This window comes from Chitinophaga terrae (ex Kim and Jung 2007), assembly GCF_900107795.1.
GTDB lineage: Bacteria > Bacteroidota > Bacteroidia > Chitinophagales > Chitinophagaceae > Chitinophaga > Chitinophaga terrae.
The window spans coordinates 1-26756 of the sequence record NZ_FNRL01000043.1 but is presented as its reverse complement, the minus strand read 5'-3'; the positions used below and the strand labels follow the sequence as shown (position 1 = coordinate 26756).

Annotated in this window: 20 protein-coding genes and 1 pseudogene; 20 read left to right on the top strand and 1 reads right to left on the bottom strand. The window is 40.4% G+C overall.

Translation table 11 applies throughout. The features are described from left to right. From BLV62_RS28685 to BLV62_RS26710, 18 genes and pseudogenes are all read left to right on the top strand, one after another. Window positions 1-252, top strand: a pseudogene (locus BLV62_RS28685) (hypothetical protein); the annotation flags it as partial. Window positions 253-377: 125 nt separating this feature from the next. Further along, window positions 378-1760 (top strand): tRNA uridine-5-carboxymethylaminomethyl(34) synthesis GTPase MnmE, encoded by a 1383-nt coding sequence (mnmE, locus tag BLV62_RS26785; RefSeq protein WP_089766019.1) that lies wholly within the window; start codon window positions 378-380, stop codon window positions 1758-1760. Between the two features lie 216 nt (window positions 1761-1976). Next, the gene (locus tag BLV62_RS26780) at window positions 1977-2351 is read left to right on the top strand and encodes a helix-turn-helix domain-containing protein (protein ID WP_168928005.1); all 375 of its coding nucleotides are present in this window, start codon (window positions 1977-1979) and stop codon (window positions 2349-2351) included. After that, entirely contained in the window at window positions 2348-3454 is a 1107-nt protein-coding gene (locus BLV62_RS26775; RefSeq protein ID WP_089766016.1) for a site-specific integrase, read from the top strand. The genes BLV62_RS26780 and BLV62_RS26775 overlap by 4 nt, the downstream gene beginning before the upstream one ends. Further along, window positions 3451-4476, top strand: coding sequence for a DUF6617 family protein (locus BLV62_RS26770; RefSeq protein WP_089766014.1), 1026 nt, complete (start codon window positions 3451-3453; stop codon window positions 4474-4476). The genes BLV62_RS26775 and BLV62_RS26770 overlap by 4 nt, the downstream gene beginning before the upstream one ends. Before the next feature lie 198 nt (window positions 4477-4674). After that, window positions 4675-4974, top strand: coding sequence for a helix-turn-helix domain-containing protein (locus BLV62_RS26765; RefSeq protein WP_089766012.1), 300 nt, complete (start codon window positions 4675-4677; stop codon window positions 4972-4974). Continuing rightward, complete coding sequence (locus BLV62_RS26760) at window positions 4971-5267, top strand: helix-turn-helix domain-containing protein (protein ID WP_089766010.1); 297 nt, start codon at window positions 4971-4973, stop codon at window positions 5265-5267. Before BLV62_RS26765 ends, BLV62_RS26760 begins: the two co-directional genes overlap by 4 nt. Next, window positions 5254-5766 carry a hypothetical protein gene (locus BLV62_RS26755; RefSeq protein WP_211117989.1) on the top strand — a complete coding sequence of 171 codons (513 nt, stop codon included), beginning with the start codon at window positions 5254-5256 and terminating at the stop codon, window positions 5764-5766. The genes BLV62_RS26760 and BLV62_RS26755 overlap by 14 nt, the downstream gene beginning before the upstream one ends. Then, the gene (locus BLV62_RS29065; RefSeq protein WP_211117991.1) at window positions 5763-5918 is read left to right on the top strand and encodes a BT4734/BF3469 family protein; all 156 of its coding nucleotides are present in this window, start codon (window positions 5763-5765) and stop codon (window positions 5916-5918) included. The genes BLV62_RS26755 and BLV62_RS29065 overlap by 4 nt, the downstream gene beginning before the upstream one ends. Window positions 5919-5921: 3 nt before the next feature. After that, window positions 5922-7673 (top strand): DUF3987 domain-containing protein, encoded by a 1752-nt coding sequence (locus BLV62_RS26750; RefSeq protein WP_089766009.1) that lies wholly within the window; start codon window positions 5922-5924, stop codon window positions 7671-7673. A 206-nt stretch (window positions 7674-7879) separates the two neighbouring features. Continuing rightward, a complete protein-coding gene (locus tag BLV62_RS26745; protein WP_089766007.1) occupies window positions 7880-8701 on the top strand; it encodes a type IV toxin-antitoxin system AbiEi family antitoxin domain-containing protein in 822 nt (273 codons plus the stop codon). Next, window positions 8698-9504, top strand: a complete 807-nt coding sequence (locus BLV62_RS26740) for a nucleotidyl transferase AbiEii/AbiGii toxin family protein (protein WP_089766005.1) — start codon at window positions 8698-8700, stop codon at window positions 9502-9504. Before BLV62_RS26745 ends, BLV62_RS26740 begins: the two co-directional genes overlap by 4 nt. Window positions 9505-9546: 42 nt before the next feature. Next, complete coding sequence (locus tag BLV62_RS26735) at window positions 9547-11541, top strand: site-specific DNA-methyltransferase (RefSeq protein ID WP_089766004.1); 1995 nt, start codon at window positions 9547-9549, stop codon at window positions 11539-11541. 5 nt (window positions 11542-11546) lie between these two features. Beyond that, entirely contained in the window at window positions 11547-14501 is a 2955-nt protein-coding gene (locus BLV62_RS26730; protein ID WP_089766002.1) for a type III restriction-modification system endonuclease, read from the top strand. 32 nt (window positions 14502-14533) lie between these two features. Then, a complete protein-coding gene (locus BLV62_RS26725) occupies window positions 14534-15445 on the top strand; it encodes a DUF5655 domain-containing protein (RefSeq protein WP_089766001.1) in 912 nt (303 codons plus the stop codon). Window positions 15446-15460: 15 nt separating this feature from the next. After that, complete coding sequence (locus tag BLV62_RS26720; RefSeq protein WP_089765999.1) at window positions 15461-17521, top strand: Piwi domain-containing protein; 2061 nt, start codon at window positions 15461-15463, stop codon at window positions 17519-17521. Between the two features lie 28 nt (window positions 17522-17549). Then, a complete protein-coding gene (locus tag BLV62_RS26715) occupies window positions 17550-22973 on the top strand; it encodes a sacsin N-terminal ATP-binding-like domain-containing protein (protein WP_089765997.1) in 5424 nt (1807 codons plus the stop codon). A 3-nt stretch (window positions 22974-22976) separates the two neighbouring features. Then, window positions 22977-24779 (top strand): AAA domain-containing protein, encoded by a 1803-nt coding sequence (locus tag BLV62_RS26710; RefSeq protein ID WP_089765995.1) that lies wholly within the window; start codon window positions 22977-22979, stop codon window positions 24777-24779. 40 nt (window positions 24780-24819) lie between these two features. On the opposite strand, the gene BLV62_RS26705 is transcribed toward BLV62_RS26710, so the two are convergent. Next, a complete protein-coding gene (locus tag BLV62_RS26705; RefSeq protein WP_139170411.1) occupies window positions 24820-25098 on the bottom strand; it encodes a hypothetical protein in 279 nt (92 codons plus the stop codon). Window positions 25099-25749: 651 nt separating this feature from the next. Here BLV62_RS26705 and BLV62_RS26700 point away from each other — a divergent pair. Together BLV62_RS26700 and BLV62_RS26695 are read left to right on the top strand one after the other, a co-directional pair. Further along, on the top strand, window positions 25750-26211 hold the full coding sequence (locus BLV62_RS26700; RefSeq protein ID WP_089765991.1) for a helix-turn-helix domain-containing protein: 462 nt from the start codon (window positions 25750-25752) through the stop codon (window positions 26209-26211). Window position 26212: 1 nt separating this feature from the next. After that, a partial coding sequence (locus tag BLV62_RS26695) for a PIN domain-containing protein (protein ID WP_089765989.1) occupies window positions 26213-26756 on the top strand: 544 nt, incomplete at its 3' end.

The following is a 26756-nucleotide window of genomic DNA, read 5'->3' as shown; positions in this document are numbered from 1 at the left end:
TACAATCGTCTGCGCATATGTATCTGGAAGCAATGGAAAACCATCCGTAACCGGTACCGTAATCTTATAAAACTTGGCTTATCAAAGTATTACGCAAGGATGTGGAGCAAAACGAGTATAGGTTACAGCCGTGCGGCTCGTAGTCCGATACTATGCAGAACCCTCACCAACGCATACTTTAGGAAAGAAGGCTATGTCGGATTTTACGAACGCTATTATCTGAAAACAGAAAGTCAGATTAAATTATTCTAACAAACCGCCGTATACCAGACCGGTACGTACGGTGGTGTGAGAGGACAGTGAGGGAAATAATCCCTCACTTCCTACTCGATTCCTTGAACAGATTGTCGTAAATTTGCCCCCTTTAAACTTTTATCATGCTTGGGAAATTAGTAGGTTTCGACGATACCATAGTAGCGGTTGCCACGGCACCCGGATTAGGCGCCATTGCCGTTATCAGGTTAAGCGGCCCGCAAACCTATCCTATCGTCAATAGCCTCTTCCCCTCTAAAGACCTTACCAAGCAGCCCAGCCATACCCTCCACTTCGGAAATATTGTAGACAATGGAAGCATTATAGATGAAGTAGTGGTCAGCCTCTATAAAGGCCCTAAATCTTACACCGGCGAAGATGTGATAGAAATATCCTGCCACGGCTCTCCCTATATCCAGCAACGCATTATGGATGCCTGCATCAGTGCCGGCGCCAGGCTGGCCAAAGCCGGTGAATTTACCCAGCGCGCTTTCCTGAACGGCAAGCTGGACCTGACCCAGGCCGAATCTGTAGCCGACCTTATTGCCAGCAACTCTGCCGCTTCTCATCAAACAGCTATGCAGCAAATGCGGGGCGGTTTCTCCAAAGAATTGCATACCCTCCGGGAACAACTGATCACCTTTTCAGCCCTGATTGAACTGGAGCTGGACTTCAGCCAGGAGGATGTGGAATTTGCAGACAGAACACGTCTCTACACCCTCGTTTATGACGCTGCTAAAACTGTACAACAACTGATCGACTCCTTCCAGATGGGTAACGTTATCAAAAACGGTGTTAATACCGCGATTGTGGGCAAACCCAACGCGGGGAAGTCTACCCTGCTCAATACCCTTTTAAATGAAAACAGGGCCATTGTAAGCGATATTGCCGGTACCACCCGCGATACCATCGAGGAGGTGCTCAATATCGATGGCATACTTTTCAGACTCATAGATACCGCCGGCATCCGTGAAAGCGCCGATACGATAGAAAGCATCGGTGTACAGAAAACAATGGAGAAGATCCGGGAAGCCGGGGTAGTAGTATATCTCTTCGATGCCAATGAAACATCTGTTGAAGAACTGCAGCAGCAGGTAGATACTTTCAAATCCCAGCAAGTCAATTATCTCCTGGTGGGAAATAAAATAGACATCACCGGTGAAGCTGCGCTGAGAGCTAAATTCCGGGAATTTCCACATATTCTCTTTATTTCCGCAAAGAATCACGAGCATATCTCTGACCTCAAAAACACCCTGGTGAAAAAGGTTATGTCGGGAGATCTGAACACCGAGAATACCATAATCACCAATGCGCGTCACTATGCCGCACTGAAAGAAGTATATAAATCATTAAATGATGTAAGGCAAGGAATGGATAACGGGTTGCCTGGCGATTTACTGGCCCTGGATATACGTTTATGTTTGCATCATTTGGGTGAGATTACGGGAGAAGTGACGAATGAGGATAGGCTGGATTATATATTTAGTAAGTTTTGTATTGGAAAGTAATTTGTTTTCCGATATCTTCTAAGTGCTTGTTTTTCTTGGGTTTTAGCCCTTTTTTCCTTCCTTTATTTGTTGCCAAGCTACTCTTTTTTGCTTATATTTGTTGCCAGATTGTTGCCCTGAAAAGTTGCCCTTGTTGTTGGGCAACAAGTTGGAGAGTAAATGTCACACATAGACACACTCTGACACTCAAAGGCACTAATGGACAAATACAGGCACATGGCAAGCAACATAGAAATCACCAAAAAATGCCTCTACTGCGGCAAGGAGTACACGGCCAAAACGCTAACCACAAGGTATTGCGGCCACACCTGCAACAGTCGCCACTATAAGCAACTGAAGCGGGAAGAAAAGTTGAACAACTTCAAAGAAGCTCAGGCGAAGCCCGAGCAACAGCCGCAGCAATCATTTGACATTGCATTACAGCAAAAAGAGTTTCTCAGCATTGATGAAGCTGCAAAACTTATTGGTGCAAGCCGCAGAACAATACACCGCCTTATATCCGGCAACAAACTCCAAGTTGGAAAGGTTGGCAGTCGCACAATCATCACACGAAAGGCAATTGATAATCTCTTTAATACACAAGCCGTATGAAAGTAACACTCAGACAACGCACCAAAGGCGATAAGGTCAGCCTTTATCTTGATTACTACCACAAGGGAAAAAGGGAGTATGAATATTTGGAACTGTACTTGTTTCCAGAGCCGGAGAAAGGCAAGCTCACAAAGGAGCAGAAAGAATCCAACAAGGAAACCCTTGCACTGGCTGAAAGCATCCGTTCAAAGCGGCAGATAGAAATACAGAACGGTATTTATGGCTTTCAGGATCAGAGCAAGTTAAAAGGCAGCTTCTTGCGTTATGTGGAGTACTTAGCGGAGAAAAGGAAAAGCAGCCAGGGCAATTATGATAATTGGGACAGTGCATTGAAGCACCTCAAAAAGTATGTGAAGTTTGACGTTTCATTTGGGCAGGTAGATAAGAACTGGTTGGATGGTTTCAGGGAATACTTGATGAAGGAGGCAAAGACCCCAAGCAAGCAGCCACTATCCCAAAATTCACAAAGCAGCTACTTCAACAAAATCAGGGCGGCTTTAAAGCAAGCATACAAAGAAGGCATCATCAAGCAGAACCCTGCCGACCTTGTGGACGGCATCAAGCCCGGTGAACCTGAAAGAGAATTTCTCACCTATGAAGAACTGCAAGCAGTTGCAAAAGCTGAGTGTGAAATACCATTATTAAAAACCGCTTTCCTTTTCAGTGCAATGACTGGCCTCCGCTGGTCAGACGTTCAGAAATTAGTTTGGTCAGAAGTACAGCATAGCAAAGAAGTTGGTTATTACATACGCTTCCGGCAGAAGAAAACCAAAGGAGCAGAAACATTGCCCATATCAGAGCAAGCCTTCGGCTTGTTGGGTGAAAGAGGAAACCCGGAGGACCGTGTTTTCATAGGCTTAAAATACAGTGCATGGCATAACCTCAAATTGCAACAGTGGGTAATGCGAGGCGGTGTAACAAAAACAATCACCTTCCATTGTGCAAGGCACACCTACGCCACATTACAATTAACTTTAGGAACGGACATTTACACCGTATCAAAATTATTAGGCCACAAGGATTTAAAAACAACGCAGATATATGCAAAGATTATTGACGACAAGAAGAAGGTAGCTGCTAATAAAATTGTACTCGATTTATGAACAATGAACTAAATCTGTATCACAAAATTTTGTTCTTGGAGCTTCGCCCCTGGACTAAAAGAGAAGTTGCAGAAACCAAATACAAAGAACTGATGCAAGGCATCAGCAAAGAGCATTTTACATTTCAGCCACTTTATGAAGTTGATTTTCCAAAACCATTAACTGCAAAGCGGAAGTACTACTTTTCAATAATAGAGAATGAAGCAACAAGCTACCTCAACAACTTTCAGCAAATCATTGTCGGTGCATTGAATGAAAAAGAAAAACAGTATTGGGTACATACCACACTTACAAAAGTCCTATCACAAAAGCTGAAAGAAGTAAGCAAGGTAATTGATGATAACCAATACTTTTTTCAGCAGCTTTCAGCAGCTTCAAAAACCTCCACACCTGAAAGCAAAATTCAAGATGAAGCATACATTCTCCAATACCTCAAATATCAACTCATAAGAATTTACTTGGAGATTCAGGAAACATTCTCCAGCTACTTAAAGGAAGAAGCCATATCAGAAGAGGAATTGCATCAGCATTATTTTTCGGAGCAAGCTCCTTCAAAATCTTTCATTATAGAAGCCGTAAAACTCAACTTGCCTTTACCTGCTTCGCAGGTTACGGCCAAGCCTCAAACGGTACAGTTTACAGTAAAAGCATTTGATTTTCGTACAGAGAAAAAAGGTATCATTTCTTATGAAGCTATCATCAAAGATTCAGGCAGGTTCTCCCGATTTGAGGAGGAACTTTTCTCACATGAATTGATTGATGAAAACTACAACTTCAAAAACCAGCACGGCCAGATACAAGAACTGGCAGCCATATTCCAAACCCTGATTAAGAAGGGCTACTTCAACAAGCGGCAGTTCCCAAAGAACAGGGAGATAAAGCCTGTTGATATTCGCAAGTTTTTAGACCACCGCTACAACTCCAATACAGATAAACAATTCCGCACCTGGGCGAATAAGCCTGATGAATTGGCTGATTTTGTAAGCAGCAAATATTGGATTGACAAATTACCGACTTCCTGAATTGCGGTAATTTGCTGTCAATTTACCATTTCAAATTTCCACTCTTTTTCTGAAACCCTTTACTGGCAAGGCTTTTAGCCTTGCCCAAATTTCCATTTTCAAGACTACCAAAGCCTTATTCTGAGCTTTGTATCGTCATCGGGAATCGGTGATGACTTTTGGCCAGAAGTCCATTTCTAACAATTAATAAGTAAGACAATGGACGAAATATTAAAACGTCTTGAAAGGATTGAAAAGCTCATTGAGAGCCAGAACTTGGTACGCAAGGACGTACTGAATTTTAACGAGTGTTGCGACTACTTGGAGTTGTCGCAGTCACACCTGTACAAGCTAACCAGTACCGGGGCTATACCGCATTACAAGCCCAACGGGAAGAAAATCTATTTCAGAAGGGCGGAACTGGATGAATGGTTGCTTCGCAACCGCACCACTACGCAGGATGAAATAGAAAGCAAGGCAGCAGATTATCTCATCAAAAAAGGGAGGATTCAGCTATGACAGAAGTTATGAATCTGCTCCTGCAACTCTCCCAGGACTTTGAGGTAATCAGGGCTTATGTGTTGGCATTAAAGAAATCCAAGTTGGAGAACTTTAAAGAAACATGGATTGACGGCCAAGACGTAATGCACACCATGCACATTAGCAAGCGTACCCTTCAATCCCTTCGGGATAACGGAACGCTTCCATACAGCCGCATCAATGGCAAGTTTTACTACAAGGTTGAGGACATAGAAAACCTGTTGCAATCCAATTACTCACAATCTAAATCAACAGGTGATGGAAATAAGTAAAACAGCCATTTTGGATAAAACACACTACGGGCTTAGAATCTATTCCCATGTGTTGCGGCATTACTATCCGGGTGAAACAGTCCTTTCCCTTTCGGGAAGGGACTGCCAACCCACTAAGAACCCTTTTAATGACAACAAGCCAACATTGAAAATTCAGATAGTAAACAATTGTGCAGAGCATTACGATTTAGAGAACAGTATCAGCAAAGGCGATGCCTTTGACTTCGCTGCATTGCATTACCAATTACAAGGTGATGAATTGTGCCAAAAGCTGAATGAAGAACTCTACTTGCGTATCGGAAAGCAACAGGGCTTTTACAGTGAAAATATCATTGCTCCAGTTGCTCCGCAACCTCAGCCTGTAAGAGTACCAATCCCTGCTTTCGGTTATTTCAAAGCACCAGTAACAAATACGGTTCCATTCAAAGAAATCAATTTGTTGCAAGTGTACCACTTGCTTCAAGGCAATCAATTTGCTCAGTGTAACCAATTGACTTGACAAAGGCAAAGCACCATGATTATTTCAAAGCCATTGCCAACTATATCAAGCACACTTACCAATTGGAAGTTGACCAATCAGGTAAGGACGTTTCAAGAGCCTGCTTCTTAGCAGAGGACGCAGGTGCATTTATCAATCCCAAATATTTATAATCAATGGAGAAAAAGATATTCAATCCGTTGGATTGGTTGGAGCAACCAAACCAACAACAAATAAATACTGAACCGCAGAAAGTAGAAGCCAATACCGATGCAGCAGAAGTTGAAAAAATCATTCAGCAAATCGAAGCGAAGCAAATTGACATTGCAACCGCTTACAGCGATTGGCGGGATATTGGATTTGCTTTTGCAGATGCTTTTGGAGAATCAGGCAGAGATTATTTTCACCGCATCAGTAAGTTTTATGCTGATTACTCAGCAACCGAATGTGATACCCAATACACTAATTGCCTAAAGGCAAATGGTCACGGTGTTACCTTGAAAACATTTTTCTTTCATGCAAAGCAAGCAGGTGTAAACATTGCGGTTACACCGCAATACACCGAGCAGGAAAAAGTACAGTTACCAACTTTCCCTGAATCTATCTATCCTCAGCTTCCTGAGTTTCTGCAAAAGGTTGTCAAGATTGCTTCATTTAACGAAGAACGAGACATTCTTTTGTTAGGCACTATCGTTTCACTCAGTGCTTGTTTTCAGAAGCTATATGGTATTTACGATGGCAAAAAGGTTTTCTCAAACCTGTACATTTTCATCACGGCTCAGGCATCAGCAGGAAAAGGCAGGTTGGTACACTGCAAGCAGTTGGTAAAGCCTATTCACAAGCATTTGAGGGAGCAAGCCAAATTGATGAAGCAGCAGCATGAATTGGAAATGATGGAGTACAACGAAAAGAAAGGCAAAGATGCAAGTGCAGAGAAGCCCAACAAGCCGCCTGAAAAAATGTTGTTCATCCCGGCCAACAACAGCACAACAGGAGTATTTCAATTGCTGTTCGACAACGAAGGCAGAGGCTTAATGTTTGAAACAGAAGGCGACACCCTGGCACAAGCATTTAAAACCGATTACGGCAATTACAGCGATGGTTTCCGCAAGGCATTTCACCACGAAACAATATCCTACTACCGTAGAACAGACCGAGAGTATGTTGATATTGAAAGTCCATGCCTTTCAGGCATGTTCACCGGAACACCAAAGCAGGTTTCTGCACTTATCCCAAATGCTGAAAACGGCTTATTCAGCCGTTTCATTTTCTATTTCATGAACATTCAGCCGGTATGGAAAAATGTATTCGCCAATTCGTCTGATAATGGCTTAGATGATTACTTTGACCAGTTAGGCAATGACTTCTTTGGTTTGTACCAAACCCTGATGGCAAACCCTGAAATACAGTTCTGCCTTACGACAGAGCAGCAGGAGCAGTTCAACACCTTCTTTGAGCAAATTCAAAACACCTACCTCAGCTTGCAGGGGCTTGACTACATGGCAACAATCAGGCGTTTGGGTTTGATTGCTTTCCGTATTGCCATGATCCTATCCGCTTTGCGGATTATGGAACATGGTGATTTGCCGGAACGCATCATTTGTGAGGAAAGAGACTTTCAAACTACGTTGGAAATGGTCCGGGTATTGGTGAAACATGCCAGTAAGGTATTTTCTGAACTACCCCAAGATGCACCAATGCCCAAGCGTAAAAACCAAAAGGAACGGTATCTGGATGCCCTTCCTGCCAGCTTCAACAGGCAGGAGTACCTGAGAATTGCCGCCTCTATGTCCATACCCGATAAAACAGCCGAAGGCTACATTACAGACTTCTGCAAGCGGGGGCTGATTCATAGGGAAAAGCAAGACCATTACCTGAATCCCAATGCTAAGGAAACTCAGGATTTAAGGGAAATCAAGAAAGGGTAAGCTAATGTTTGCCCTTTCGCAGATTCGGGCAGACCTGTTGAAACTGCCTACATGCTGCCCAATTTAAGGGCTCGTAGCCCTTAGCTTCCTCCGTTTCCTTAATTTCCTGAAAACCCAAAATCCCGCCAGAATGAAACAAAGGAAAAAAAGAGAAAACATTTGCAAAAGGTAGCGAATTCCACTACCTTTCGCAAAAAATTACTCTCTTGGAAGATTCAAGGCAATATAAGAGTGCAGAAGATTGGGTAAACCACCTGCTGGCTAAGGGTAAATATGCTTTTGCTCTGCATCAGTTCCGTGCCGATTTTCCCGGGCAGTCAGATACGGCTAATAAGTTCGCCTTGAAAAGGCTGGTTGATAAAGAGCAGATCATTTCCATCCACAAAGGGTATTACCTCATCATACCACCCCAATACAGGTCAAAGGGAATCCTTCCCCCCACCTTGTTTTTAGATGCGTTTATGAAGGAATTAGACCGGCCTTATTACCTGGCATTGTTAAACGCAGCCGCCTATCATGGAGCATCGCACCAGCAGCCACAGGAGTTTTTTGTGGTTACCGGCTTTCCTGTACTGCGGCCTATGCAGAAAAAAGGGCTGAAACTGAACTACATCAGCAAAAAGGAAATACCGGCAACACTGTTAGACACCCGGAAAACCGAGGCCGGGTACTTGAAAATTTCAAATCCTGCCCTAACCGCAACCGATCTGATACAATACTCCAAACGGATAGGGGGCATCAATAGGGTGGCCACTGTTTTGGCTGAATTGGCAGAGAGTATTCAACCCAATGCATTTGATACAAATCTGCTGCAGCATGTTCCGGTAACTGCCTTGCAGCGGTTGGGCTATCTACTGGATAAAATATTTGACAATCAGCCGCTGGCCAACGCCTTATACATGGCCTTGCAATATAACAATGCCCCTTTGTTTCGGATACCCTTGAAAGCCTCAGCTCCGGCCAAAGGTTTTGCATCAGACGAAAGATGGAAAGTAATCGTAAACACTACAATAGAACTTGACGAATGATACCACAGGCATACATAACAGAATGGGCCAATCAGGTGCCCTGGCAAACCAACGAGCAGGTGGAGCAAGACCTGGTGATTTGCCGTGCCTTGGTAGAAATATTCTCCGATGAGTTTCTGGCAAAAAGCCTTGCTTTCAGGGGTGGCACGGCCTTACACAAGTTGTATTTAAACCCACAACCCCGCTACTCCGAGGATATTGATTTAGTGCAAATCACAGCAGAGCCATTCGGCCCTGTGGTGGACCGTTTACGAGAGAGGCTGGCCTTTTTAGGTGACCCTGCCCGCAAGCAGAAAGAAAACAATTTTACCCTGCATTACCGTTTTGAATCTGAGTTCCCTCCGGTGCAAAACCTCCGCCTCAAAGTAGAAACCAATTGCCGGGAACATTTCACCGTACTGGGCTACCAACAATTTCCCTTTCAGGTAAATTCCTCTTGGTTTACCGGTGCCTGCAACATCACTACCTACCAATTGGAAGAACTGCTGGGTACAAAACTCAGGGCCTTATACCAACGCAGAAAAGGCCGTGATTTATACGATATGTACAAGGCACTGGTGCAAGTGCCCGGTATGGATAAAGAAGCCCTGTTACAATGCTATCATGCCTATATGGCTTTTGTGGTAGATGAACCACCTACGCAAAAGATTTATCTGCAAAACATGGAAGCCAAAATGCAGGACGATGAATTTATTGGAGATATAGCAGCCCTCATACGGCCAGCAGAAAAATACGACCAGGCAACCGCTTTTGAATTAGTGCGAACGGAGTTGCTGGAGAAAATGGATGGTTCAAAACCCTAAGCATTGAAAAAAGTTAACAACAAATAGAAAATACCAAAGCAAATGATAAAGGACAGCATACAACAAAACGAAAACACCACACCAAACAGCAAGCAACTGGCAGTATTAAAAGAACATTTTCCTGCCTGCTTTAAATCGGATGGCAGTTTTGATGTGGAGCGTTTAAAAGCCGAAATAGCCGGTACAACCAATGTGGTACAGGAAGGCTATGAACTGAAGTTTTTGGGTAAGAGTTATGCCAAGTTGCTGGCCAGTACCGAAACGACCACTGTTATACAGCCCAACGAAGCCCATAACAGCTTGCCCGAAAACGCTAATAGCGAAAACATATACATCAGTGGCGATAACCTGGATGGATTGAAGCATTTGCTTAAATCATACAACGGGGCCATTAAATGCATTTATATTGACCCGCCTTACAATACAGGCAGCGATGGCTTTGTATATGCCGATAACTTTAACTACACCAAAGATACCCTACAGGAAAAGCTGAGTGTGAGTGAAGAAGAAGCAGAACGAATACTAGACCTTACCAAGCGGGGTTCTGCCTCTCACAGTGCATGGCTCATGTTTATGTACAGCCGCTTGCTGTTGGCAAAAGATTTATTGAAAGATGATGGCGTAATTTTTATTTCTATTGACGACAATGAGCAGGCAAACCTGAAACTGCTTTGTGATGATGTTTTTGGGGAAGAAAATTTTGTGGCAGAGTTTGCAAGAATTACCAAAAAGGCAGGAAAAACTACCGAGCTAATTGCAGATAATAATGACTACCTGCTCTGTTATAGAAGAACCGATGATGTAGAATTAAACAAAAATTCATTAGAGGGTCAAGGGTATGTTCTTGAAGATGAATTTGTCGAAGAAAGAGGTCCTTACAAATTAAGTCAGACGCTTGATTACGATTCGATTCAATATTCCGCCTCTCTTGATTATGAAATAGAGTTAAATGGTGAGATTTTTCGCCCAGGAAATGTAACGAAAGAGCAAATGCTTGAAAGACAGAAAAGAAATCCCAAAAGTGATTCATGTTGGCGTTGGTCAAGAGATTTATTCGACTTCGGCAATCAAAATGGTTTTGTAGTTGTAAAAGAGGGAAAAAATGGAAAACGGATTTATACAAAAACATACTTAAACGCTACCATAAGAAAAAATGCAAAAGGGTATTTTGTTGAAAACTTTGAAAGAAATAAAGCAACTTCAACATTAGAGTTTTTGGATAATAAATACTCTAACGATAATTCAAGAAAAGACTTATCAAAGCTTTTCGATGTAAAGGTTTTTGATTATTCTAAGCCTGTTAGTTTGTTGGAAAAAATTGTTACTCTGGTAGCTTCTGATAGTGATACTGTGTTAGATTTTTTCTCAGGTTCTGGAACAACTGCCCATGCGGTTATGAAACTAAATGCAGATGATGGCGGAAATAGAAAATACATATCTGTTCAATTGCCCGAAGTATTAAGTCCTGATGTGGATTCACAGAAAATTGCCTATGAATTTCTCAAAGAAAACAACCTGCCCACAAGCTTAGATTACATCGGCATTGAACGCATTAAACGGGCAGCCGCAAAAATAAAGGAAGAACACCCGGATAAGGAAATGGATTTGGGCTTCAAACATTACATCCTGCAAGAGCCTAACCAAAACACTTTAGACAAGTTGGATAGTTTTGATAAGGCAAGTTTGCTGGCAGATACCACCATCATGGAAGAATTTGGTAAGCCCACCATTTTGGCTACCTGGCTCAATGCCGATGGTTATGGCCTTACGGTACAGGCAGAAGCCATTGATTTGGCTGGGTACACGGCTTACTATTGTCAAAAGCATTTGTATTTAATTGACCCGGGCTTTACACTGGAAAGCATGAAAGCCCTATTAAGTAAATACGATGCGGAAGGGCATTTCAATCCGGAAAACATGGTATTGTTTGGCTATAGCTTCCCGGATTGGAGCATCAATGAAATGATAGAGAAAAACCTTCGCATCCTCAACGATGGAGAGAAGAATTTAAAAATCAACTTCACCGTAAGGTATTAACAGCTATGGAACTGATATTAAAAAATGATTTGCCCCACCAGGTAAAAGCATACACGGCCATAGCCAATGTGCTCAGTAACGATTTAATACAAAAGAACAGTCTGTATTATCAAAACCCTACACTGTTGTTAGACAGGCAGGCATTGATGACCAATTTGGCCATAGTTCAAAAAGACAATAACATACCGGCTGAGTACAAAGCATTCAATGAAATTGGCAGCTACCTCAATCTGGATATTAAAATGGAAACCGGCACAGGTAAAACCTATGTGTACACGGCTGCCATGTTTGAGCTGCACAAACGCTATGGCATCAATAAATTTATTGTAGTAGTACCAACACTGGCCATTAAAGCAGGGGCTAAACAGTTTATGCAGGATGGCTATACCAAGCGGCATTTCAAAGACCAATGTGGCTACGGTACAGAATTAGATGTATTGGTGCTTGAAGCTACCAAAAAGAAAAAGGGCAAAAATTACTTCCCCGGAGTGGTGAGAGAGTTTGTTGCTGGCAGTAGCCAGAATACCAATAAAATCTACGTATTGCTCACCAATATGAGTTTGTTGGGCGGCACTTCCAAATTGCTTACAGATAGTTACGATTACGGTGTAGAAGGTTTTTATAAACCCATTGAAGGGATTAAAGCTACCAAGCCATTTGTGATTATTGACGAACCACATCGTTTCAGTAAAACTCAAAAGGCACACGAATTTATTGAGAAAAATATTTGTCCGCAGGCCATCATTCGTTTCGGAGCAACCTTCCCTGAAATAGAAACCGGAAGGGGAAGAAATAAGATAAAAAGGAAAGATTATCACAACCTGTTGTATGATTTGAACTCATTTCAGGCATTTAACCAAAACCTGATTAAGGGCATTGCCAAAGAGCACTTCGAGCCGGTAAGCCAAAGGCAGGATAAGGTTAAGATCATGAGTATTCAAAGCAAAACAGCAGTTAAGTTTAATTTGATCCAACAAGGCGGCCCAACCAAATCATTTGAGTTAAAAAAGGGCGATTCTCTGGGCTTGATAGCTACTGAATTAGAAGGGATTATTATTGAAGGTATTTCTACCAGTACAGTTGAGTTGTCTAACGGACAGGTAAAGTCTACCGGTGAAGAATTTAGTACAGATATTTATTCAACCTCCTATCAGGAAAGCATGATTCGGCTGGCACTGGAACGCCATTTTGAAACAGAACGAATCAACTTTACCAGGAACAATAAAATAAAAACTTTAGCCCTGTTTTTTATAGATGATATTTATTCGTACAGGGTAAATGAAGGTCAGGATAAGCAGCCTTATCTGAAGGAAACCTTTGAGCGTTTGCTGTTAGAGAAAATTAATGCCGTACTACCTACGCTGAATGAGCAGGAACAGGAATACAAAGACTACTTACAAGCATCAAAAGCAGATTTGAATGCTACGCATGCAGGATATTTTTCGCAGGACAACAGCAGTTCTGATGAGGCTATAGCCCAGGAGGTTCAGGAAATATTGTATGAGAAGAAGAAACTGCTTGCTATTAAAGATGAACAAGGTAAGTTTAATACACGCAGGTTCCTTTTTTCCAAGTGGACATTAAAAGAAGGATGGGATAATCCAAATGTATTCACCATTGCCAAACTAAGAAGCAGCGGCAGCGAAAACAGCAAAATACAGGAAGTAGGAAGAGGTTTGCGTTTGCCGGTAGATGAGTATGGCAACCGTATTTCTAATGAAGAATTTAAGTTGAATTATGTCATTGATTTCACGGAAGCAGACTTTGCAGAGGAATTAGTAAAAGAAATTAATGGTGATTTACCACAGGGCTTTACAATCACTGATGAAAAGTTAGCTGAGGTAGCTGCCAAACGGAATATGGATGTTGATGATTTGTTTGTTGAGTTACTCAGCAAGGAATTTATTGACCGCAATAAGAACATTAAAGCCGAGAATATTGATTCATTCTTTGAAGCATACCCTGAGTTTACCGTAGGCTTACAGCAAGGCAAAGTTGAAGACCGCAACAAAAAGAAGGAACGGAAAATTAAAATCAGAAAAGCGGTTTACGATGAATTAAAAACCTTGTGGGAAGAAATAAACAGCAAGTATATTTTGCACTACGAGAGAGTTGAACAGAATAATTTCCTCTTTAATGAGTTATTGGGGTTACTCAAAAACGGTGTATTCTCAGATACTTATATAACCAGCAGGCGGGAAGAATTGAATACAACCGGCTCACGGGTTACAGTGAATGAAGACTCAGGGGTACAGTTTAAGATAAGCAAGCCACTGCCGTATAATGAGTTCTTAAAGCGTATCTGCCGCCAAACAAATCTGTCTATTCAACTGCTTCATACTGTTTTAACGGAGTATGCAAATGAAAACAACATTTTGCCCGATAGAATCAATGAGCAAAGTGCTGCCAACTTTGTAAAACTGTTTCATGATTGGAAGGTAGAGAAATTGAGTGGCAGGTTCAGTTATTCAAAAGCAAACCTTCCCGTGAAGGCAACTGCACTCACTTTTTCAGATGGTACGCCCAAATCCGAAATTACACAAGGGGTAATAGGAACAAAATTCATTGAAGGCACTCCATCTGAAAAATATCTGTATGATGTATATGCTTTCGATTCTCCTTTAGAAAAAGACAATTTGCTGGTAGATGGTATTCAGGAAATTATTGTGTACGGTAAAATTCCAAAAAGCAGCATTGCTATACCTACTATCACAGGTCAGTCATACAGCCCGGATTTTATGTATGTAATCAAAAAGGATAATGGCGAAAAGATTCTGAACGTAATTGTTGAAACAAAAGATGTAGAGAATCAAACCTCTCTCAGAGGTATTGAACAGGCGAAAATAGATTGTGCAAAGGTGTTCTTTACCCAATTAACTATTGATGGGTATAAAGTGGAGTTTCAAACCCAATTAAATAACAAAAAAATCAGGCAGATAATTGATGAGGTTCTTCAGTAATCATTTTTGTAATAACCAAACATGACATAGCTATGGCTCTATACATAAATCACACCGGCAAACTAAAGGAGGTAAAAGAAAAGCCCTTCAAATTGGAAAAAGACATACAGAAAGTGTTTGAAGCCAATCTGTATGATATTATGGGCTTGGAATTGGTGAAGAGTGAGTTTACCATCAAAAACAAGCGTATAGATACGTTGGCTTATGATACGCAGGCTTCCGCCTTCATTATTATTGAGTACAAGCGGGACAAGAATATCAGTGTGGTGGACCAGGGTTTTACCTACCTGAGTCTGATGCTGGAAAACAAAGCTGATTTTATTGTAGAGTATAACGAAAGTCTGAAACGCAACCTGAAACGGGAGGATGTGGATTGGAGTCAAACAAGGGTAGCTTTTGTATCTACCAATTTTACCGACAACCAGGTGCAGGCAACAAACTTCAAAGACATTGCCATTGAATTATGGGAGGTGAAGCAATTTGAGAATGATACCATCATGATCAATCCCATCAAGAAATCAAATGCGGCTGAAAGTATCAAGCCATTAACCCAGAATAAGGAAGCCCTGAAAAAGGTAACCGAAGAAATTAAAGTGTACACAGAAGAAGAACATCTGTCAAAAACCAGCGAAGCCATTGCCGAATTGTATGAGAAATTCAGGCAGGGAATATTGCAGTTGGCTGATGAAATTGAGATCAAGCCCAAGAAGATGGAAATTGGTTTCAGAAAAGACAGCAAAGTGTTTGCAGATATCTGTATTCTGAAAAACTCCCTGAAAATATGGATTAACCTAAAGAAGGGAAAATTAGATGACCCCAAGAAGTTGGCAGAAGATGTTTCAGAGAAGGGGCATTGGGGCAATGGAGATTATCAAATTCAGGTGGATACAGATAAAGACCTGGAGTATATCATGAGCTTGATTAAACAATCTATAAAACAATAATGAAAACGGTCGAATATGCAAGAACAAAACCTATTCTTCAATATACTCACTTTTGACTGGCCAAATCAGCCGGTTACGTTTTATTTTCATGAAGAAGAACAGGATAAGTTTCCACGTATTCACAGGTCATTATTCCCTAAGCAAATAGCCAACATTTTCCCGCAGGTCGCTACAACTCCGGCCAAGGAGTTTATCTCATGTGCCTTCACAGGTGAAGCCGAGGGCTTCACACCGTTGGATATAGATTTTAAAACGGACAATCCCGACCTCATCAAGCGGTTTTACAACAAGCAGATTGGCTATTACTTCCGTAAAGTCAGGGAGAAGATTGTAAAGGTCGGTTTCATCAAAGAAAATCAAATTTGGTTGCCTGCACCAAAGGAATCAAACGCACAATACAGCGTGTATGATAAATATACCCTCAAGGTCCAGCTTTGCACCGTATCAGGCTTTCCGGAGATTCATTTGTCTTATGATGGCAAATCAAGAGTGAGCAAAAAAAGCATTGCCGTGCTGATACAAGACATTGCCCCCGAAAACTTTAATTGGGTGCTGTACGAGAACCAGCTTTGGAAGTATGATACCCTCGACAAGAAAGAAGATATTGATTACAAAAAAGCATACCCTGTTTTAGGCAGAAGATTAAAAACAGCGATGGGCTTTCCTGCGGAAGCTCCGCCCCGTCATAACAGGTACACCGAATACCTCAGGAACATCGAGAAATTTTACAAAGACAATTTAGATACCGATGCATTCCGGGAGTTGATACCACTGCACACCACAGGCTTTTTGCCCGTAAACACTACAAGGTTAAACTACACTTCACCCGATAGCAACAAGTTGGCATTTGGCACCGGTCAGGATATTGTGCCGTTCAATGGAGTGAAAACCTATGGCCCATTTAAAAAAGCCCCTTACAATAAGGTGCATTTGTTTTTTATTGTCCATCGGGATGATATAGAAACAGCCAAAAGATTGAAAACCTATTTCCAGACAGGGCTGAAATTCTTCAAAGGCTTATTCGACTTCTCCAAAGTGCTGTTTCACACCAGTGAAGGATTCAGCATAGCGTTCACTGACAAAGAAAATCCCATTGCCGAAATTGAGCAGAAGCTATCGCAGCGTACCATCGACCCAGATGTAAAATACATTGCCATTTACATTACTCCATACAACAAGTACGAAGCCGACCTGCAGAAGAGAGAGATTTACTACAAAGTGAAAGAACTGTTGCTGAAGCGGAGAATTACTTCCCAGTGCATAGAGGCAAATAAGGTAATGGAGCAAGGCGAAAATTATGTGTACAGCCTGCCAAACATTGCTGTCGCAATATTGGCCAAGTTAGACGGCATTCCCTGGCGTTTGAATACCCCTATCAGGAATGAGTTGATTGTAGGAGTGGGTGCATTCAAGCACATAGCAACAGATGTTCAATACATAGGCTCAGCCTTCAGTTTCAACAATACAGGCGGCTTCAATCGCTTTGAGTACTTTATGAAACATGAAGTGGATGTACTGGCAGGTTCTATTTCCAGAGCCATCAGAGATTATGCAACAGTGAACAACAGCCCCGACAGGCTAATCATTCATTTCTACAAAACCATGAATGAGAAGGAGCTTGAACCCATTGAAAGGGCATTAGCCGATTTAGGGTTGGATATACCGGTGTTTGTAGTCACCATCAACAAAACAGAATCTGAAGACATTGTTTTGTTTGACAGGAACTGGCCGGAATTAATGCCCATGAGTGGCACGTATGTGCATATAGGAGAGAATAGGTATTTGCTTTGCAACAATACCCGTTACTCAGCCGCTGGCTTCAATAAGAATGACGGCTACCCCTTCCCGATTAAGTTAAAAATTGATTGCACCGACAAAACACAATTAACAGAAACCAAAGTGGTAAAAGAACTCATAGACCAGGTATATCAGTTCAGCCGCATGTACTGGAAATCAGTACGGCAGCAAAACCTTCCGGTAACCATCAAATACCCCGAAATGGTGGCCCAAATAGCCCCCCATTTCGATGGCGATGAAATACCGCAATACGGCAAGGATAATCTTTGGTTTTTGTGATGCGTTATAAACGAAATTGATTGAAGAAATGCTGACAAAAGAACAAGTAAAATCTAAGCTGCTTAGTTACTGGCAGATTGAGGAATTGAAATTCATAGCTGAATTTCATAGACCTAAGAATGAAGATGGCAGTTTTCAGAATTTGCCTTTTGGCTTTTTTAGGAATCTACGTATTGCTCAAAAGGACAGGACAATTCTTTATCCAAAATATAATGGATTGGAATACAATCGGCAGGTAACCTTTCGTCAGAAAATTGCAAAAGGTTTAGTTGACGGTCAGCATTATTTAATTGAGTTAATTCCGGAAGAGGACAACAAAAGAACTCAGAACCCATTTCTTTTAAAAATAGAGAATGTTTATGTTATTGATGAATACAAGTCACCACAAGAATTTATACGTAATTGGTTCTTTAGAAAAGGTGAAAATCCAGAAGATGCTTCGACAATTGCATCTCAATTGAAATTAAACGAACTTGAATTATACACACACACTAAACGGTTCATTTTTGAATTAATACAGAATGCCGATGATATGCCACTTGGCAATAATCCGGTTAACATTGAGTTGTATTTGTTGGCCAATCATTTGCTTTTTTTACACAACGGTAAGTATTTTGATAGAGAAGATGTAAAAGCAATATCAGATGCTGCTAAAAGTACTAAAGGTGGAAGCATTACTCAAACTGGGTACAAGGGAATTGGATTTAAGTCAGTGTTTACAGACTCTTTCAGAGTTTATATCAAATCAGGTGATTATTCCTTCAAGTTTGACAAGTTAGCACCAGTTTATAAAGACTTTTGGTCACTTTATGCTGATTACTATAATTCTAAAACGCCACAGGCTAAGAGAGAATTTGAAAGAGAATATCGAGGTCGAGAATCTTTGTTTACAGATATAGACCGCATCCCATGGCAAATAAAGCCCATTTGGGTCAATCGTAATGAATTTCCAGATGAGCTGGTGGGTTCACCTTTTTTTATGAACCAACAGGTAGCTATTGCTCTTGAAATAGGTAATACAATTTTTAAGCAAAAGAACTATCATGGGATGATTTCTGGTTTAATGAAAGAGCCAAGATTTCTTCTCTTTTTACGGAACACAAGAAGCTTCACTTTCAAATCAATTGAACCAACAGAAAGCATAAGTATTGCAGTAAAAAATAGTAGGTATGGTTTAGATGTTTATCAAAATGAGGAGCTATCAGCTTCTTACATTAGGGAGGACTTTATTATAGCCATAGATAATGATGAATTTCAAAAGGCTGGGTTGAATTTCAAACGAAGAGAGCTTGATGGCGGTAAGATTGAATTTTATGATAACAATGGCTTGAGGCTTGAAAACATTCCCGAAAAACTTGGAAGATTACAATCTACCGTTGTATCATTTGCTGCCAAAGTGATAGGTTCTTCAATTGAACAATTAAGTAAGGATGAAACAATACTTTTTAATTACTTGCCGACTTCAGATCAGCGTTTTGAATTTCCTTTTTTGGTAAATGCTGATTTTGTGAGTAAAACTGACCGGGAGTTTATCCAAATTGAGAACAAATGGAATCATTATCTATTTTTCCACATAGGAATTAACTGCATTAAATGGATTGCACAGTTAGGGCAGATAGTTAATGACAATGCAGAGAAGAGATTTTTCCCTTACGCAAAAACATATTTAAATCTGCTTCCTGAGACTTTGTTGGATGAAGAAAATGTGGAGCAAAGCTCAATCAACAAGTCCTTCAATCATGGAATTAAGTCCGCCTTAGAGGAAGTCCCTTTTATTTTGGATAGTAATGGGTCATTGAAAAAATGCTCTGAAATTTTAATAGATGAAACAGGCATCTCCTTTATCCTTGGGGCATATTTTTTCAAAACCATTTCATCGTCTGAGAAGTCAATTCCTCACCTAATAATCGATCAAAGCAAACTCAGAAAAGAGTATTTGAATATTGACAAGTTCACTGCTCATCAACTGAAAGTGAAACTATCTATGGTCGAAAATCAATTGTTTCTGAAGACAACTATAGAGCGGACTAATCAAATACGATATGACAGTTTTATAAAATGGCTCGATGAGTTTAGTTTAAATTTTACCGAAGAATATTTGTGGCTATGTAGCCTTCCTATAGTCAAGCTGAGTGATGGTGTTTTCAGTTTAAACGATGCTTTGAGTAAAAGCAATGTCCTTATACGATCCTCTAAAACGAAATCAATAGAATCTATACTTGAGAAGATAGGGTTTGATCTTACTCCGTTTTACATAGATGATTATGCTCATCTGATGGGAAATTTACTGAGAACGGAATCATATCTAAACAAGGATATAAAGCTGTATGAGAAATTGGCATCTAACACCAATCTTTCGTTACTCAATCCCACAGAGAAAGCGGCACTTCTCACATTCATTGAATCTTTAAAAGGCATCGGAGAAGGCAAGTTTGCTAATACTTTACCTCTTTTCAATACCCAGGCTGAAAAAGTTGGTTTAAAGCCTCTTGCAAGTCTGATTACCAATAAGTGCGAAGGGTTTCCGAAATGGCTATTGAAATTTGTAATAAATGAGGAAGAAGAAAATGCATTATCTCAGGAATTTAGAAATTACCTGATTAATGAATCTAATATTCTTGAACTGCTTTTTTGTAATTCAGTATTGTTTGAAGAAATAACCAATGGTTTGAGTTCAAATGATATTGAATTATTTTATGCCTATGTTCTCAAACTTCATAGCGAACTTCCGGCAGATAAAGAACTTTCATACACAGGAATACCTTGGTTGTACGTACCTGCTTTACAGTTATTCCAATTGCCATCAGCTGTATATTGTCCGGATAGCTTATTGAAGTTGGCAGCGGATAAATATCAGGCCATTTGCCCTGTAATTGAAGGCTTAACAAACGAATACACGGCTCATTCACTCTCTTTACCCCTTATTGAGAAGTTTTCTTTAGGATGTAAGAAAGGGTCAATTGCAAAACTCATTACAAAATCATCGAAACATTCTATTGAACAGTCAAATGATTTTCTTGATTGGGCTTCCACAAACGGAGATAATTCTCTTTTGGAGGTAATGCAATTTCAGAAAGGCGATGATCTATTGACGTTGAATCATGTTGCCAACTGTAAGACATACTACACAAATGACAAAGAATTAATTAATTTAATTGATGGTAGCCCTATTGGAAAAAGCACCCTCAACTTATTGCCATCTGAACTTTACGCTAATACCAGGTCAAAGATAGGTTTAATAGAAGGCGAACAGCTCATTAACCACTTACTTGAAATTGGATTTGCAACCTTACCGTTTGTAACGCATGTTCGTAAAGTTAAGAATGAGGAAACAGGCAGGCTTTTTGTTGAGAAGTTAGCGAGTATAGATTTATCTTCTGAAATCGTTTACAGCAAGGAGAGTGCTGAACATTTATTGTTTGAGTTGATAATTGATTTGGGAAAGGAGGATGACAAGTATTTTGATTCGTTAATCTCTAAAATTACCATCGATGGACACGGCCTATCAAAAAAGAATATTTCAGATGAAGTAATATTTCGGTTTCCTGCAACAGATACAATAGCTGAGAGACGTTACGTCTTGAAGTTATCGGAAATTCTACCTTCTTACAAGGATGAAACCGCTGCATTAACTAAGGTTATTGGAAACTTTGTAGATATAAAAAATACCGGGACATTAAGAAAGGTTTTTAAAACATCTCAGAAGAGAACAGAGGATATTTTCAATGAGCTTCATTCAATACAGCTTGATTGCTTATCGCCTCAACAAGTAATGTTCTTGTTATTGTACCAGGAAGACAAGCCAACATTGGATTTCAGAAAGGGTAAGCCTGATTTCAGTGAGTATTATTTTGAAACCGATAAGTCTAAATACGAAGCTCATTGTAACGATTTTATTTCTCTACTTTTTGCACTAAAGTATCCATACTTTAAAGGAAGGTTTGAGTTTAAAGACCTGACACTTCAAAATACAATCTTGGATAATGACTATGCCATAGATAAAGAGTTTGCTCCTGCATGGCTTCAGAAATGGATGAACGATCAGGAAAAGGAACCGAAAGTGGCATTTCTCCATCTCGCAGGTTTAAATAAAGCAGATAGTCCTATTATCTTGCTACGTAAAGGGCTTGCTGAGAAAAACAGGGAGGTTTTCCAAAAGGGCTTGGTGAATTTGGATAATTCCATTCTGTTGAGTAATACTATGCTGTGGTTATTGAAATTACAGAATGAAAAAGAGGCCAGCTTCGATAAATTATTTCTGAAGGATTTATATGCCAAAATCGAAGAAAAGAAACTACTGGGTGTCGATACTCCTTTGGCGGTGATGGTTCAGTTAAATCCTGAATCGTATAAATTGGTAGTTAAGTCTGAGAATAGCATTTTCCATACTTTAAATGCTGGATGGGGGGATTATTCGGCAGAGATATTTGCTTCAATTATTGAATCGGGTGGTCATGTTATAAATGATGTATTACCTGAAAGACTACATAAGGTATTGACATCAACTAATGAGAAAGCACTTATAGCAACGGATAGTGAAAAAATTTTAAGCAACAGTACTCTCTTTTCAGAGCCGTATTATACAAAATGGCAGCATAGTGTTCAATATCCTATTTATATCTATAACGGTGAGTTATTACCTAATAAACTATCGTATAGCAAGATATTCACAAAGTGCATTTTTCAAGGTAAGGTTTCCGTTGTGAGTAACAATTATTTCGTTACATCTGATACAGCAGATGAACTGCCTTATCCGTTGAAAGGGATTCTTCCAAATGATATTTATACTGATTTAATTAGAGTAAAGGATGAGTATCAGAATAAAAAACACAAGGAGCAATATGAAGTAAGTTATTCAGATGAAGAAGCGAATGCACTTAAACGACTATTTGGTGATGAAATACCTCGTGGTTTTCATAAAGACCTGAATCTTGCTTCCCTAATCAAAGGTTTGATTTATTTGTCATGCAACGGTTATGACGTAACCGAAGCTGAGGAGAAATTGAAGAATACACACGAATATTCACAATTATATCCGGTTTATAAGGCAGGTGTTGATAGAGAAATTGCAAATGCTCTTAAAATTAAATGTAGGTCAGCTAAGTCTGGTTTGCTATACCTCCGTGCATCAAGTTGGCAGGAATTGGAGAACTCAAACACCTATTTGTATATACTTACAGGCAATGATAATACTGATTGCCGATTATGTACTACCAGAGAAGAGGTCATACGAGATTCTAAAGCTGATTACAGGGTTTTAAGAATCGAGGCAGGGAATGGGGTATCAGATATTGATGATATTATTGAAGGCAAGTTTGATCCTGAAAATCTTTGGTTGATTATTCGTATGTCAGACAAAAAGGAGTATAAAGCAATTTTTGAGAAAATTAGACACAGTGAATCCAGTGATACGATCTGGAATGTCAATATTGGTAACGAATCTGAAGATTAAAATATGCAGATACCCAATCAGCAGCATATTGAGTTTTACGAATGGCAGATAAATGTCATTGAAGAAGAATGGGAGAGATACGCCAATACTTCTATGAAGTTGCTGATTCAGGAAAAGCGTCTGTTTGTTGGCCGCATTTGGGGGCTGCAGGAATCTCATGGTAATGTTGTCCTACGCTTTAAATCAGGCTTAGTTCCAAGGATGAAACAACCCTACGTTCTTTGTATGGTAGGGGCTGAGGCTCCTGGCAATTCTTCTGATTGGGATTTCACTTACTTACAATTCAGAATTTCTGACAATCCAAGACTCAGTGGCTTCAATACTGAAATAAAGACGATAAACTACCTCAAATCCGATGATCCAAAATGGTCCTATGTTTTGGTGAATGGATTTGAGCAGAAATTACTCAGCCAGATTAAAGATAATTATTTGAGCAAGGGCCATCATCCTCTTGTAGTAGTAGCCGAGTCTGACCCGCCTATTGACTATTTGATTAATTTGAAAGACTTTGTTGTAAAAAATCCTTTTGATGCTATTCTCAATTTAGATGTAACAGTCAATGAAGCCGAATGGTCACCCAATTCATTAGATAATAGTAATTCAGTAACTACAACAGTCATTGATTTATTGGATGGGCACAAAACCATTTTGATTCAAGGGCCTCCAGGTACTGGTAAATCTCATTTAGCAGCGGAAATCTGCGAACAGTTCCTTTCAAAAAGGTTATCAATTTGCGTAACTGCCTTAACCAATAAGGCTTTGATGGAAATAGCAGATAAAGATGGATTAAACGCACCGCTTGACCAGGGAAAAGTGTCCAAAACGAATTTGTCATCAGATGAATTTAAGCTTATACCCAAATTAAAACCGGTCGATGATTTAGCCCCGATACAAGGTGAACTTTTACTATCTACCTATTATAAGTTATCTCAAAAGCAAGCCGAATTAGTAGCTGGTAAAAAGCGATTTGACTTATTGATTATTGAGGAGGCTTCGCAAGCTTATTTGGCTACCATTGCAATGTTTAGTTCTATCGCAAAAAAGTTATTGATTATTGGCGACCATAAACAGCTTACCCCAGTTGTAAAGCAAAAGGAACAGGCTTATAAAATACACCCTGAGATAGATGGCGTAATCAATGGCCTTGAAACATTTGCTTTTAATAACAATGACATTTCTAATCGCTTGACTTTTACACGTAGGTTGACATCAGAGGCTGCAAATCTTACTGCTGTTTATTATCAAAATACTTTGAAAAGTATTTCAAAAGACGAAGGAAATACAAAATTCACTTCCCGGTATTTTGATATGTTTCACTCAAATGGTGGTAATTCAATTGCTAAGTTGCCAGCTTCTATGCAAGGTTTCACCGAAAAGGATGTAATCCGTTTTATTTGCCAAATTGGTCATGAAATACTCAGCAGCAATAGCAATATTGAGATTGCTCTTTTATCGCCCTATATAAAAGTCGAATCAGGCTTATACGAACAGTATAGCCGTTTGTCTTCTGATTACAGCAGGGTAACTTTAAATACGATCCATAAAATTCAAGGTCTTACAACGGATGTAACCATTCTGTATTTACCATTGAATAATCCATCCTTTGATTTGGATGCTAACCTTTTTAACGTTGCAACGAGCCGGGCTAAAAAGGGGACATTGATTGTAACTTTCAAACAAATTGAGTTGCTAACTGGAGCATCTCCGGAAACTATGACGTTTATTCATAGATGTCATGATGTTTCACCCCAATTCGATTGGGCATTTAAAAAATTCCTTGAATATGACAGATTTCAGTCGCTTTAATAGATGAAATACAAAAGCAAGGTGTTCGTTCCTCACGAATTTATTGAACCCACCCGGCCAACGCACAAGCACGGCTAATGCAGTGGCTAACCCACAATGCCAGCCCTTCCACTGCATCTATGGTGTTGCCGCCATTTTTAACTGTCATACTTTTTGTGGCTATGCTCCCCACGCTTTTGGCACATTGCCTGTTACGCTTCGCTACACAGCCAAAGAGCCAAGCCAACACAAGCATAGCAACAAAAAGACGCTTCACTCCAACCACCACCACCGTTCCGCTTATGCCAGTATAAAAATTGGCGGAAGCATACTTAAACATAATGCGGTCTTATGTGTTCGCTTCGCACAGCCACCCCACGCTTATGCAAGCATCCCAACGCAGTGGCTGTCACATAAGTCGTCATTAAGTTAAGTAGCCAACACCATAGCACTTTTTATCAAAAGTGTAGCCGTGCTTTTTGCCAACGCACCCCACCCGAAGAACCCCTACACCCCGCCACCCTTTCAGCGGTGCAGAAAAAAATAAAGCATGATTTGTTTTATGGCCATGTGCTTGCGGTCAGTTCATTCTCTTCGCCTCCATTTCGTTCAGGCGTTCCGTTCATTCCGCTTCTCTTCATTCACTACACTAGCAACTCCAGCCTTGGGGATATGTCATTTTATTTGATATCAGTTCGTTATGAATTATACCTTGGGCGTCTCTTCATAGTCTGGATACTTTCAGGACATAGCAAACTTGTAAAATCATAAGCTGCTTCTATTTATTTGTTTTGAAATTTTTGTTTTTAGGCCGATTTTATATGCAAATATGCGCGCTTATAAAAGCCATTTCTCACAGATAACCAGAACCTAGGAGAAATAATTTGCAAAGGTGCGAATTGGCTCGGGAACCGGGCAGTAGCGCCATTTGTTTCGTTTATTTCGTTTAATCGACATAAATTGCTAAATTTGAGAATAAAAACAGGCCAATATGGAAGCAATATTAGAAAAGCCCACGCCGAGTGATCGGAAGCTTGCAAGAGCGGTGAAGGGCAAGGTGACAGAGGCAACCGTCGAGCTAGCAAAAAATACTGCCGATACGATTGCCCTGAAAATTGATGGATATAAGGACGCGATCGATATTCCCAAGTCGGCTATATTTCTATTTTTTGCAATTTTGGATAATATGGCTGACGGCAATAGCATTGCTTTAATCCTTTCTGACAGTAAAGCGCATATCAGCACACAACAAGCTGCAGACCTTTTGGGAGTCTCGCGCCCCCACGTTGTGCATCTGTTGGACAAAGGTGAAATTCCTTTTTTCAAAGTTGGGACCCATCGTAAAATTCATTTAAAGGATTTGATAGCCTATGATAAAAAGATGAAAAAGAACAGGGCCGATAAATTGGACCTTTTAGCAGCACAGGCTCAAGAGCTTAATATGGGTTATTAATATGAGCGGATCCACACGTATCATTGCCGTACTTGATGCCAATATTTTGTATCCCGCTCCGTTAAGGGATTTCATGTTGCGTCTGGCGGAAGCAGAGCTCTATATCCCGAAGTGGTCCGATGAGATACACGATGAGTGGACAAGAAATGTGCTGATCGATCGGCCTGATCTAAAACCCGCGCAGTTAGCAAGAACCCGTCAATTCATGGACCTGGCGTTTGAGGAAGCTAATGTTAGAGGATATAAGTCTTTGATCGAAGGATTGACACTGCCTGATAAGGGTGATCGCCATGTGCTCGCGGTTGGGATAAAATCAGAAGCAAGTGTAATCATCACGTTTAACAAGAAAGACTTTCCGGCCAAAAGCGTAAAGCCCTTCTCGATAAATATTCAGGATCCGGACGAATTTGTGGGCCATCTGCTGCAGTCGAACCTACCAAAAGTTCTGGAGGCATTTTATAAACTGGTGAATGCCCTTAAAAATCCACCTCAAACCCACGACCAGGTGCTGGATACCCTCGAAAAATGCGGGCTGAAAAAAAGTG

What these genes read in the sequence shown, in the direction of transcription:
- mnmE (WP_089766019.1), top strand. Translation starts at nt 378, where the DNA reads ATGCTTGGGAAATTAGTAGGTTTCGACGATACCATAGTAGCGGTTGCC.
- BLV62_RS26780 (WP_168928005.1), top strand. Translation starts at nt 1,977, where the DNA reads ATGGCAAGCAACATAGAAATCACCAAAAAATGCCTCTACTGCGGCAAG.
- BLV62_RS26775 (WP_089766016.1), top strand. Translation starts at nt 2,348, where the DNA reads ATGAAAGTAACACTCAGACAACGCACCAAAGGCGATAAGGTCAGCCTT.
- BLV62_RS26770 (WP_089766014.1), top strand. Translation starts at nt 3,451, where the DNA reads ATGAACAATGAACTAAATCTGTATCACAAAATTTTGTTCTTGGAGCTT.
- BLV62_RS26765 (WP_089766012.1), top strand. Translation starts at nt 4,675, where the DNA reads ATGGACGAAATATTAAAACGTCTTGAAAGGATTGAAAAGCTCATTGAG.
- BLV62_RS26760 (WP_089766010.1), top strand. Translation starts at nt 4,971, where the DNA reads ATGACAGAAGTTATGAATCTGCTCCTGCAACTCTCCCAGGACTTTGAG.
- BLV62_RS26755 (WP_211117989.1), top strand. Translation starts at nt 5,254, where the DNA reads ATGGAAATAAGTAAAACAGCCATTTTGGATAAAACACACTACGGGCTT.
- BLV62_RS26750 (WP_089766009.1), top strand. Translation starts at nt 5,922, where the DNA reads ATGGAGAAAAAGATATTCAATCCGTTGGATTGGTTGGAGCAACCAAAC.
- BLV62_RS26740 (WP_089766005.1), top strand. Translation starts at nt 8,698, where the DNA reads ATGATACCACAGGCATACATAACAGAATGGGCCAATCAGGTGCCCTGG.
- BLV62_RS26735 (WP_089766004.1), top strand. Translation starts at nt 9,547, where the DNA reads ATGATAAAGGACAGCATACAACAAAACGAAAACACCACACCAAACAGC.
- BLV62_RS26730 (WP_089766002.1), top strand. Translation starts at nt 11,547, where the DNA reads ATGGAACTGATATTAAAAAATGATTTGCCCCACCAGGTAAAAGCATAC.
- BLV62_RS26725 (WP_089766001.1), top strand. Translation starts at nt 14,534, where the DNA reads ATGGCTCTATACATAAATCACACCGGCAAACTAAAGGAGGTAAAAGAA.
- BLV62_RS26720 (WP_089765999.1), top strand. Translation starts at nt 15,461, where the DNA reads ATGCAAGAACAAAACCTATTCTTCAATATACTCACTTTTGACTGGCCA.
- BLV62_RS26715 (WP_089765997.1), top strand. Translation starts at nt 17,550, where the DNA reads ATGCTGACAAAAGAACAAGTAAAATCTAAGCTGCTTAGTTACTGGCAG.
- BLV62_RS26710 (WP_089765995.1), top strand. Translation starts at nt 22,977, where the DNA reads ATGCAGATACCCAATCAGCAGCATATTGAGTTTTACGAATGGCAGATA.
- BLV62_RS26705 (WP_139170411.1), bottom strand. Translation starts at nt 25,098, where the DNA reads ATGTTTAAGTATGCTTCCGCCAATTTTTATACTGGCATAAGCGGAACG.
- BLV62_RS26700 (WP_089765991.1), top strand. Translation starts at nt 25,750, where the DNA reads ATGGAAGCAATATTAGAAAAGCCCACGCCGAGTGATCGGAAGCTTGCA.